Origin of the sequence: Chitinimonas viridis, assembly GCF_030409555.1 — a bacterium.
GTDB lineage: Bacteria > Pseudomonadota > Gammaproteobacteria > Burkholderiales > Chitinimonadaceae > Chitinimonas > Chitinimonas viridis.
Genome location: NZ_JAUFPU010000004.1, coordinates 116,957 through 127,553, shown reverse-complemented (window position 1 = coordinate 127,553; position 10,597 = coordinate 116,957). Strand labels below are relative to the sequence as shown.

Annotated in this window: 10 protein-coding genes; 7 read left to right on the top strand and 3 right to left on the bottom strand. The window is 60.5% G+C overall.

Going from position 1 to position 10,597, the window contains the following annotated elements; all coding sequences use genetic code 11:
* On the top strand, positions 1-246 hold a 246-nt coding region (locus QWZ03_RS04645; RefSeq protein ID WP_373322355.1), incomplete at its 5' end, for a VOC family protein.
* 239 nt (positions 247-485) lie between these two features.
* Entirely contained in the window at positions 486-1,019 is a 534-nt protein-coding gene (locus tag QWZ03_RS04640) for a Spy/CpxP family protein refolding chaperone (protein ID WP_290331678.1), read from the top strand.
* A gap of 152 nt (positions 1,020-1,171) precedes the next feature.
* Here QWZ03_RS04640 and QWZ03_RS04635 read toward each other — a convergent pair whose 3' ends face one another.
* Positions 1,172-1,642: an outer membrane lipoprotein gene (locus QWZ03_RS04635; RefSeq protein WP_290331677.1), complete on the bottom strand. Its 471-nt coding sequence runs from the start codon at positions 1,640-1,642 to the stop codon at positions 1,172-1,174.
* Between the two features lie 274 nt (positions 1,643-1,916).
* Here QWZ03_RS04635 and surE point away from each other — a divergent pair, with 274 nt between their 5' ends.
* The 5 genes from surE to cysS all read left to right on the top strand — a co-directional run bounded on the left by surE (position 1,917) and on the right by cysS (position 6,941).
* Positions 1,917-2,657 (top strand): 5'/3'-nucleotidase SurE, encoded by a 741-nt coding sequence (gene surE / locus QWZ03_RS04630; protein ID WP_290331676.1) that lies wholly within the window; start codon positions 1,917-1,919, stop codon positions 2,655-2,657.
* Complete coding sequence (locus QWZ03_RS04625) at positions 2,654-3,310, top strand: protein-L-isoaspartate(D-aspartate) O-methyltransferase (protein WP_284197419.1); 657 nt, start codon at positions 2,654-2,656, stop codon at positions 3,308-3,310. Before surE ends, QWZ03_RS04625 begins: the two co-directional genes overlap by 4 nt.
* Positions 3,311-3,390: 80 nt before the next feature.
* Positions 3,391-4,431, top strand: coding sequence for a peptidoglycan DD-metalloendopeptidase family protein (locus QWZ03_RS04620; RefSeq protein ID WP_290331675.1), 1,041 nt, complete (start codon positions 3,391-3,393; stop codon positions 4,429-4,431).
* A gap of 16 nt (positions 4,432-4,447) precedes the next feature.
* Positions 4,448-5,410: an RNA polymerase sigma factor RpoS gene (gene rpoS, locus QWZ03_RS04615; protein WP_284197417.1), complete on the top strand. Its 963-nt coding sequence runs from the start codon at positions 4,448-4,450 to the stop codon at positions 5,408-5,410.
* Positions 5,411-5,561: 151 nt separating this feature from the next.
* A complete protein-coding gene (gene cysS / locus QWZ03_RS04610) occupies positions 5,562-6,941 on the top strand; it encodes a cysteine--tRNA ligase (RefSeq protein ID WP_290331674.1) in 1,380 nt (459 codons plus the stop codon).
* Between the two features lie 63 nt (positions 6,942-7,004).
* Here cysS and QWZ03_RS04605 read toward each other — a convergent pair whose 3' ends face one another.
* Both QWZ03_RS04605 and glnE read right to left on the bottom strand, forming a co-directional pair.
* The gene (locus QWZ03_RS04605) at positions 7,005-7,595 is read right to left on the bottom strand and encodes a hypothetical protein (protein WP_290331673.1); all 591 of its coding nucleotides are present in this window, start codon (positions 7,593-7,595) and stop codon (positions 7,005-7,007) included.
* Positions 7,596-7,804: 209 nt separating this feature from the next.
* Positions 7,805-10,507 carry a bifunctional [glutamate--ammonia ligase]-adenylyl-L-tyrosine phosphorylase/[glutamate--ammonia-ligase] adenylyltransferase gene (gene glnE, locus QWZ03_RS04600; RefSeq protein ID WP_290331671.1) on the bottom strand — a complete coding sequence of 901 codons (2,703 nt, stop codon included), beginning with the start codon at positions 10,505-10,507 and terminating at the stop codon, positions 7,805-7,807.
* Positions 10,508-10,597: the final 90 nt, after the last annotated feature.

Genomic DNA, 10,597 nt, shown 5'->3' with positions numbered 1-10,597 from the left:
GGGGGGGGGACGATCTGGAGTGTTTTCCCTGCAGACAGCGCTTACTTCGCCCCGAGCAAGGCGCCCTTTATGGTCAACTACCGGGTACGCGATCTGCACGCCTTGCTGGCGCTGCTGAAGGCAGAGGGCTGCAATGTCGATGAAAAGACCGAGACGTCCGAGTTCGGCAAATTCGGCTGGGTCATGGACCCGGAGGGCAACCGCCTGGAATTGTGGGAGCCACCTTCTGGGCATCTGCCCGGCTGACAGCCATGGCGCGTTGCTGGTGGCATTGCCTGAGTGGTGCAAGTAGTGCCTGGAGCACTGTCCTGGGCTGAGTCATGCGGCATGGCTTTGCGCCCAATTTGTAAATAGATTTTGCCCAGGCCCCCCGAGTTTACACACACTTACACTGCGTGCCGGTACGGACACCGGTCGTTTACTTCTGCCACGTAGAGTGGCAATCGTGCGCTGCCCCATGCAGCGATTAAACCGGAGTGAACGACATGCGCCTGATACACACACTGATTACCTTTTCGCTGCTGGGCTTGGTGACCGCTGCCCATGCAGAACCAGCTGGCCATGATGGTCGGATGCACCGGCCTATGCATCACGGCATGCATGCCATGAAGGGCGATGCAGGCCCGTTTGCCGGCTTGTCCCGCATCAAGGGTGAACTGAAGCTGAGCGCCGCGCAGGATGCCAAGTGGGCGGAGGCCGAGGCGGCGACAAAGGCAGCCCGCGAGAGCCTCAAGCAGCAGCGTGAGCAGATGCGCAGCCTGATGGCGGCGGAGAAGCAGCAAGAGATACTGGATCTGGCCAAGCTGGATAGGGAAATGGATGCCATGCGCGATCAGGCCCGTGCCGCCCATGATGTGGTACGTGGCAAATGGCTGGCTGCTTACGAAAGCCTGACGCTGGAACAAAAGCGTACGGTCAGCGCCCATATCAAGAACAAGATGGCGCGCATGGAAGCACTGCGCACCAAGTTCAAGGAACGGGCAGAGCAGCGGCAAAAGCACCAGCGTACGCAAAGCTGAACACGCTGGGGAATATTGGCTAGGCACGAGGTCTGCCCAAGACAAAGGCCGGTGAGCAATCGCTCACCGGCCTTTGTCTTGCCCGGGTTTACGCTACGGGGGGCAGAAACGCGCCCCACGGCACAGGTCAGCGAGGGAGGCTTGCTCGCGTATCAGTTGGCCGGAACAACGCGGCTGACCCGGCCGCGGGTGATGACGCGTATCTTTTGGCCTGGCACAAAGGCGATATCGGCCTCCTGCACCACGGCGATGACTTCGCCGCTTTCCATCCTGAGCACCAGCTCCATGCCTTCCTTGGCGTTGACGTCCTTGCCTATCGCGCCGCCAGCTGCACCACCCACGGTGGCGCCAATGACAGCACCCACGCTGGAGCCGCTGCCCTTGCCGACATTGCTGCCAGCGATACCGCCGATGACAGCGCCGATCAACTGGCCCAATTCGCTATCGGACTGTATGCGAACGGCGCGGATCGATTCGACAGTGCCGGAGCGGACTCGGGCTTCATTGAGCGCTTCGGAGGGGCTGTAGATGCGAGCGGAGCGATCGCTGGCGCAGCCGCTGAGCAAAACGGCGGTGCCCATGGCGCTGATCAGTAGCAGGCGGGAGCAAGTTAGGGAAAACATGGTGGACCTCGAAAAGATGGATGAATGATTTGAGCTTATTATCGACCCAATGGTTCGACTACAAAAGCCGCACTATTGACGCTTTGCCAAGTCATTGCGCGCTTTGTGGACTAATTACACGGCGCAAAAGGGCGCTGTAGCTGCACACTGCTCGCCATCAGATTTCCGGCTTGATTGCGGCAACGGTAGAATGCCTGCCAGACGATGCGGCGGCATCTCGCAACCCTGGGTGGCTGCGGGGTGGACATACCGTAAACACGCGCTAGGGAGATGCATGAAGTTCCTGTTGAGCAATGACGACGGCTATTTTGCGCCGGGGCTGGCTGCGCTGGCGCAGGCCCTGGCCAGCCAAGGTGATGTCACCGTAGTGGCGCCCGAGCGCGATCGCAGTGGATCGTCCAACTCCCTGACACTCGATCGGCCCCTGAGCCTCAAGCAGGCGGCCTCGGGTTTCCATTATGTCAACGGCACACCCACTGATTGCGTGCACTTGGCCGTGACGGGCATGCTGACCGAGCTGCCCGACCTGGTGGTGTCGGGTATCAATCACGGCGCCAATATGGGTGACGATACGATTTACTCCGGCACGGTGGCGGCGGCAACCGAGGCTTATCTGCTGGGTGTGCCAGCCGTGGCCATCTCGCTGGCCAAGCACGCCCCCAGGCATTTCGATACGGCGGCCCGCGTGGCGCAGGAGCTGGTTGCACGGATACAGCGCGATCCTTTCCGCGGTGCCGTGCTGCTGAACGTGAATGTGCCCGATCTGCCCTATGAGGCCCTACAAGGCTGGCGGGTAACCCGCCTGGGACGGCGGCACAAGGCCGAACCAGTGATCAGGAGCCAGAATCCACGCGGCGAGACCATATGGTGGGTAGGCCCGCTCGGGGCGGCTCAGGATGCGGCAGAGGACACGGATTTCTGGGCGGTAGCCCATGGTTATGTCTCGATTACACCGCTGCAGATAGACCTGACGGCCTTCAAGCAACTGGACTTTATGACGGACTGGCTGGCATGAAGCACGACTTTTCCGGCATCGGCATGACTTCAGCACGTACCCGTGGCCGCATGGTGGAAAGGTTGCGCCAGCAAGGCATACGCAATGAGGAGGTGCTGGGCGTCATGGCCAACACTCCCCGCCATATCTTTATCGATGAAGCCCTGTCTCACCGTGCCTATGACGATGTCTCCCTGCCTATAGGGCAGGGGCAGACCATCTCGCAGCCGTATATCGTGGCGCGCATGGTGGAACTGGCAGCAGGCGCCGCCCGGCGCGACAAGGTGCTGGAGGTCGGCACCGGTTGTGGCTATCAAACCGTGGTGTTGGCGCAACTATTCAAGACGGTTTATTCGGTTGAACGGCTAGCACAACTACTAGACAAGGCACGCCAACGCCTGCGTGATTTACGTATCAGCAATAGCCGCCTGCGGCACGGTGACGGCTTTGTCGGTATTGCCGAAGCCGCCCCATTTGACGCCATTATCATGGCTGCAGCCCCCACTTACGTACCCGAAGCCCTGCTTGGACAATTGGCGGTTGGGGGCAGAATGATTTTCCCTATCGGCAATGTCGATCAGGAATTACGAATAATCGAACGTACCGAAGCTGGTTTTATAGAAACCAAATTGGAAAAAGTACGCTTCGTTCCTATGCTGCCGGGCCTTGCCTAGCTTCAGCAAAACTGTCATCGTCGCGCTGTAGGCTTTGCGCCACTCGCTACGTACCAATTCGAATACAAGGGAGTAACGAGTTGAACGTTGTCCGTACCGCCGGTGTGATGTCTGCCTTGCTGCTCGCTGCTTGTGCGAGCGACCCGGTTCGTTCACCCGCACCTGTTGTTGACCGCACGCGGCCTGCCAATGCGCCCTCGGTCAAACCTGCACCTGTGCCGGCCACAGCCAGTGCTGCGCGTCCTGTTGCTACCGCGGCACCGGATGGCGGCAAGTATTACACCGTCAGGGTGGGCGATACCCTCTATAGCATTGCCCTGGAAAATGGACTTGATTACAAGGAAGTCGCCGCCTGGAATCATCTGGCTGACCCCAACCTGATCAAGATCGACCAGATTCTGCTGTTGTCCGACCCCAATGATATTGCCGCACCGGACACTGCCGGTGTTGTCGTGCGGCCGCTGCGTCCCGATAGTGCGCCGGCACCAGTCAAGATTGATACGCCGGCTGTGGTAGTCACGCCTGTCGCACCTACAGCGCCCGCGGCGGCAGTGGTGAGCTACCCCAAGGCGCTCAAGCTGTCGCATGGTACGGATGCCGCCACGGTAGCGCGCCAGGCCGAGGGGCCGGTGCAGACGGCCGCCCAGGCTGGCGCTGCGCCGATCAAGCCGATCGACCCCAAGCCCGTCGAAAAAATCGATGTTAAGCCCGACCCAAAACCTGCCGATAACAAGCCGGCCAGCCCAGTATTGGGCGAAGAGGACCTCAATTGGTCCTGGCCGACGGTAGGGAAGGTCATCACCCCGTTCTCGGATGCTGCCAAAGGTATTGATATAGGCGGCAAATTGGGACAGCCGGTACTTGCTGCCAGTGCCGGCCGAGTTGTCTATGTTGGAACCATGCGTGGCTACGGCAAACTGGTTATCGTCAAACATAACAAGACCTATTTGTCGGCGTACGCGCACAACAGCCAGTCCTTGGTCAAAGAGGGAGACAATGTGAAAAAGGGAGACAAAATTGCCGAAATGGGGAACACCGATGCAGAGCAGGTCAAGCTGCATTTCGAGATCCGGCGCTTTGGCAAGCCGGTTGATCCAACCAAATACCTGACGGCGGGCTGACACCATGAGCGACTCCATGGATACCATCGACGAAGAGCTAGTGGACGAAGATCTACTGGACGAGGAGGAAGATGAGGAAGGCCTGGAGCCAGAAGCTGAGGCAGACGCCCAGCAGGTCGAAGAAGTGGGCCGCTATGCGGTTGAATCGACCGGTGATGTAACCCAGATCTATCTCAATGACATCGGCCACAACGCGCTGCTCACGCCTGACGAGGAGCGCCGCCTGGCCCGATTGGTAGTCCAGGGTGATTTCGATGCCCGCCAGAAGATGATTGAGCATAATCTTCGACTGGTGGTGAATATCGCCAAGCACTATATCAATCGCGGCATGGCCCTGCTCGATCTGATCGAGGAAGGCAATATCGGCCTGATGCACGCACTGGAGAAGTTCGACCCAGAACGGGGTTTCCGCTTCTCTACCTATGCCACCTGGTGGATACGCCAGAGCATAGAGCGCGCCATCATGAACCAGTCGCGCACCATACGTCTCCCCGTACACGTCATCAAGGAACTCAACGTCTACCTGCGCGCCCAGCGTCATCTGGAAGCGCAGATGGGGCGCGAGCCCACCATGGAGGAAATCGCCTATCAGGTGGATAAGCCGGTAGAGGATGTACGCCGGGTCATGAACCTGAACGAGCGCATGGCGTCGCTGGATGCCCCGCTGGATATCGACCCCATGCTATCCATCGGTGAATCCATCCCCGATGAACAGCACGACGGCCCGGAAATGGTGCTGCAGAATGCCGAGATACAGCGCTATGTGCGGGAATGGCTGAAGCAGCTCAATGACAAGCAACGCATGGTCATAGAGCGCCGCTATGGCCTGAATGGCTACGACATCTGTACGTTGGAGGATCTGGCGGCCCACCTGCAGCTGACGCGGGAGCGGGTCCGGCAGATCCAGATCGAGGCGCTAGAGAGTCTCCGGCGACTCCTGCGCCGACAAGGTGTGTCGCGCGACGTATTGCTTGGTTGAGCGCAACCCTTAGTCAGGAAGGCCGGAAGCGATTCCGGCCTTTTTTGTTTTAATGGCCTCTTGTGCTACCCGGTTTGGGCCGCACCTGCTGGCTTTGTTAGAATCCCGTTTTAGGCTCGAACGAGCCGGACTTATTCCCCAAGAGGATTGCATGCTTACCGTCTACAACACCCTGGCCCGCGAAAAGCAGGTCTTCAAGCCCATCGAACCCGGCCGGGTGCGCATGTATGTCTGCGGTATGACGGTGTACGACCTGTGCCATATCGGCCACGCCCGCATGCTGGGCGCTTTCGACATCATCTACCGCTGGCTGCATGCCTCGGGTTACCAGGTGACCTATGTCCGCAATATCACCGATATCGAGGACAAGATCATCAAGCGCGCTGGCGAACGCGGCATTACCGCCGATGAGCTGGTGAGCGAGACCATCGCCGAGATGAATGCCGATCTGGCGCAACTCTACCTGTTGCCGCCCACCCATGAACCCCGCGCCACGCAGCATGTGGATGGCATGTTGGCCATGACCGAGAAGCTGATTGCCAAGGGTCGCGCCTACGCTGCCGACAATGGCGATGTGTATTACGCAGTGCGCCAGTTCCCTGGCTACGGCAAGCTGTCCGGTAAATCGCTGGACGACCTGCAGGCAGGCCAGCGGGTAGAGGTGGACAAGCACAAGCGCGACCCGCTGGACTTCGTGCTGTGGAAGGCTGCCAAGCCGGGTGAGCCCAGCTGGCCATCGCCCTGGGGCCCGGGTCGGCCGGGCTGGCATATCGAATGCTCCGTGATGTCCGAGCATCACCTGGGCAGCCATTTCGATATCCACGGTGGGGGCGAGGATCTGCAGTTTCCTCACCACGAGAACGAGATCGCCCAATCCGAAGGCTGCCATGATCACACTTATGTGAACTACTGGATGCACAACGGCTTTCTGCAGCTGGGTGGCGAGAAGATGTCCAAGTCCTTGGGCAACTTCTTCACCATACGTGATGTGCTCAAGGCGTTTGATGGTGAGGCGGTGCGTTTCCTGATCATTCGGGCGCACTACCGCAGCCCCGTGAACTACTCGGAGGAATTGCTGCACGACGCCAAGGCGGGATTGGATCGCCTGTACACCGCGCTGAAGAACACCCCGCCGGATGATGCGCGTGCGCCCATCCATTGGGATAGCGATTACGCTACCCGCTTCAAGACGGCCATGGACGACGACTTCAATACGGCCGAGGCAGTCGCGGTGCTGTTTGAGATGGCGGGCGAGGTCAACCGCAGTGGTTCGCACGAACTGGCATCCCAGCTCAAGGCGCTGGCCAATGTGCTGGGCCTGTTGCAGCGTGATCCAGTAGCCTATCTGCAAGGCGGGCCGGTGAGTGGCGACGAGTTTGGGGCCGAACAGGTGGAGGCGCTGATCGCTGCACGCCTGGAGGCCCGCAAAGCCAGGAACTTTGCCGAGTCCGACCGTATCCGCGATGCCTTGCTGAAGGGCGGCGTGGTGCTGGAGGATGGACCGCAAGGGACAACCTGGCGCCGGGCTTGATTCCAGCGTTACCGTAGCAAACAACAAGGGCGCCAACAGGCGCCCTTGTTGTTTGCTGCACCCTTAAAACAGATGCGCCAATTCATCGTGAACCTGGTGTGGAGAGCCGACCATAAAGCAATCCGCATCAAGCGCTGCCAAGTGTGCAAAGTGCAGTGTGTGCTGGCGGTAATACTGCCCTGAATAGGAAGCAAATCGTCCATTGATGCGGAATACGCCACGCTGACCCAGCGCCAGGCTAAAGAGGGGACGTGATCTGCTGTACCGAAATGGCAGGCCATGGTCGGCTGCGTGGTAGCAGAAGGATAGGGTGATCTCGCCATTGTGCTGTCCGATGCGGAAACGCCAATAGCTGCCTGGAACAGGCAATATCTCGGTTTGGGTATGAGGCTGAAAATGCTGCCCTTCATTGCGCTGCAGACGGTGGATCAAGGCGCCGTCTGGCGGTACCTCGGTTAAGGCATCTGGCAGGCGATAGGCATCTGGCAGCGCATTGCGCAGGCCGGCGCCTGGCATACCGCGTGTGGCCTTGGTCCAGTAGGTATCAATGTGCTGGATGATGAGCATGATCGATTTTCGGGGTGAAGGCATGGCTATGAGCCTGTTCAATGTCTTTTCGCCGTGTCGTTCGCAACCTTGCCGGATGAAGGGCAAGGCGCAAGACGCGCAGCGGTACGGGTACCGTCAGCGACTTGCAACACCGCCCTTCGCCGGCAAGGCTGCGAACCCGTAGGGCTGATCTGGAAAACGGCCACTCGCTGCGTTGTGGCGCTTGGCAATAACTTGTTATTGCCTGCGCACCACGCCGTGTGCCTGGCCATTTTCCAGATCAGCGACACGACGAAAAGACATTGAACAGGCTCTTAGCCAAATACCACCCGCCACAGTCCGCGCACGGCTTCGCAATAGGGCTCCACGGCCTCCAGCGCGCTGGCAGACGAGGGTGCGCCATTCAATCGCTCCTTGTGTTGCAGCTCGCGTAGCCGGCGATAGGCGGTCTGGGCATCTTCGGCGAGACCGGCAGGAATCAGGCCGGCCTCGGCCGCAGTCTTGAGCAGGGCGATATTGCCACTGTTGGCGAGCAGGGCAGGTAGGTGGTGGGCGTGGGCGAGTACCAGGTACTGCACGATGAATTCCACGTCCACCAGTCCACCGCGGCAATGCTTGACGTCATCGGCCAATGCCGGGTGGGTGGCCAGCATTTTGTCGCGCATGCCTACGACGTCTTCCGATAGCCGCGCCTGATCGCGGCGCTGGCTCAAGACATTGCGGCGTACGGTCTCGAATTGGGCGCCTACCGCCTTGTCACCAGCAGCATAGCGGGCGCGGGTCAGGGCCTGATGCTCCCATACCCAGGCGTTTTCGTGCTGGTACTGCGCCAAGGCGGCGATGCTGGAGACCAGTAAGCCAGAGGCGCCATTGGGGCGCAGGCGCAGGTCGACTTCATACAGGGCGCCAGCAGCGGTGGTGGTCGATAGCCAGGTCATCATTCGCCTTGCCAGCTTGGCGTAGAGCTCACCGGCATCGGGATGGTCGTCGTCGTAGACGAAAATCACGTCCAGATCGGAGCCGTAGCCCAGCTCCTTGCCGCCCAGCTTGCCGTAACCTATGGCGGCAAATGCTGCCTCTTCGCGATGGCGGCCTGGCAGCTCGGCCCAGGCTCTTTCCAGGGTCACCGCCAGTATCAAGTCGGCCAGATCGGACAGGTGGTCGGACAAGGTGGTCAGGGAGAACTGGCCCGCGAGATCCTGCGCGCACAGGCGGAATACCTGCTGGTGCTGAAAGTGCCTGAGCACATCCATCTCAGCCTCGGTATCACCCAGATGCAGTGCCAGTTCCGAGCGCAGCTGTTCACCCAGCTTTTGCCAGTCGGGCGCGGTGTACAGCAGGCGGGCATCAAGTAGCTCGTCCAGCAGGATGGGATGCCTATGCAGGTAGTCGGCCACCCAGGGGCTGGCGCTGTGCAAGGAGGCAAGCCGGCTGAGGGTTTGCGGGTGCTCGGCCAGCAGGGCCAGGTAGGATTCTCGCCGGGCGATGGCATCGAGAAAGCGCAAGATGCGGCTCAGGGTGGCATCGGGGTTGGGCTGGCGAGCGCAGACCTCGACCAGGGGAGGAATCAGCGCATCAAGCCGGCGGCGGCTCTTGTCGGCCAGGGTCTGATAGCGGCCACCCTGGGCAATGGCGGCCAGCAGGCGTTCCATCTCCGCTGGTTGCTGGTATCCCAGGTTGGCCAGCTTGCCCTGGCTGGATTGACCATCGGCAATGCCCAGCCATACGCCAGCGAGGGGATGCACGGCATCTCCCTCTGCTTGCGGCAGGGCGAATACCTGCTCGAAGTGGCGACTGACAGCGGCGCGGTGGGTATCCAGCGCCGCCATGAAGCTGGCCCAGTCACGGTGACAGAGGCTAGTGGCGATCAAGGCCCTGTCGGTGTCGCTGGTAGGCAGCATCTGGGTCTGGCCATCGTCCAGGTACTGCAGGCGATGCTCCAGATCGCGCAGAAACACATAGGCGGCGGTCAGTTCGGCGACGGTCAGTGCCTCCAGCTGGCCCATGCCCACCAGTTCGCGCAATACCTCGCGGGTAGGGCGTATACGCAGGCTGGGGCGCCGGCCGCCGCGTATCAACTGGAACACCTGGGCGATGAACTCCACCTCGCGGATGCCACCTGGGCCTAGTTTGATATTGTCGGCAAAATCACGCCGTACGACTTCGCGCTGTATCTGCCCGTGCAGATCGCGCATGGAGGCGTAGGCGCCGTAATCCAGATATTTGCGGTAAACGAACGGGGTCACCAGCGACATCAGGCCGGCAGCATCACCCCCCAGTCCCTGTGGGCCTGCTGGGCCGAAATGGCCGGTTTCATCGGTGATGGCACGTCCCTTGATCCAGGCGTAGCGCTCCCACTCACGGCCCTGGGTCAGCAGATAGTTCTCTAGGGCGGCAAAGCTCGATACCAGTGGGCCTGCGTCGCCAAAGGGGCGCAGGCGCATATCCACCCGGAAAACAAAGCCATCGGCGGTAACATCATGCAGCAGTGCAATTAGGCGCTTGCCCGCGCGGGCAAACCACTCATGGTTGGAGATCGGCCTGGGGCCATCTGTTTCGCCGTCTTCGGGGTAGACGAAGATCAGGTCGATATCGCTGGAGACATTGAGTTCGCGACCACCGAGCTTACCCATGCCGACCACGATCAGTTTCTGCAGCTGGCCCGATTCGCTACCGATGGGCTGGCCATGCCGCTCATCGGCGCGGGTAACGCATTCCAGTGCTGCCAGGATGGTGACTTCCGCCAGATCGCTGACGGTGGCAATGACTTCGTCCAATTGCGCCAGTCCCAGCAGATCGCGGCTAAAGATACGCGCCATGACGGCCTGACGCAGCTTGCGCAGGGCGGGCTTGAGGGTGGCGTCATCGGCGCCCATGGGCAGCATAGCCAGCATGGCGCTGCGATCGAAAGGGTGGTCCAGCCTGGCCAGGGTGTCGGCTTGCAAGGCGGGCTGCGCGGCAAACAGCCGTTGCAGGTAGCGGCTATGGCTGATGGCGGGTGCGAGGCGGTCTGTCATGTCGTAAATATGTGCAAAGCCCTGTGAATGCGCGAGACGCGGTGTGGTGCGGACAGCTAGAATCCAGGCTCTTATTCTAGCCGCCTGTTC

Excerpts from the sequence above, each read along its gene's own strand:
- cysS (WP_290331674.1), top strand. The coding sequence starts at position 5,562 with ATGCTTACCGTCTACAACACCCTGGCCCGCGAAAAGCAGGTCTTCAAG.
- surE (WP_290331676.1), top strand. The coding sequence starts at position 1,917 with ATGAAGTTCCTGTTGAGCAATGACGACGGCTATTTTGCGCCGGGGCTG.
- QWZ03_RS04640 (WP_290331678.1), top strand. The coding sequence starts at position 486 with ATGCGCCTGATACACACACTGATTACCTTTTCGCTGCTGGGCTTGGTG.
- rpoS (WP_284197417.1), top strand. The coding sequence starts at position 4,448 with ATGGATACCATCGACGAAGAGCTAGTGGACGAAGATCTACTGGACGAG.
- glnE (WP_290331671.1), bottom strand. The coding sequence starts at position 10,507 with ATGACAGACCGCCTCGCACCCGCCATCAGCCATAGCCGCTACCTGCAA.
- QWZ03_RS04635 (WP_290331677.1), bottom strand. The coding sequence starts at position 1,642 with ATGTTTTCCCTAACTTGCTCCCGCCTGCTACTGATCAGCGCCATGGGC.
- QWZ03_RS04625 (WP_284197419.1), top strand. The coding sequence starts at position 2,654 with ATGAAGCACGACTTTTCCGGCATCGGCATGACTTCAGCACGTACCCGT.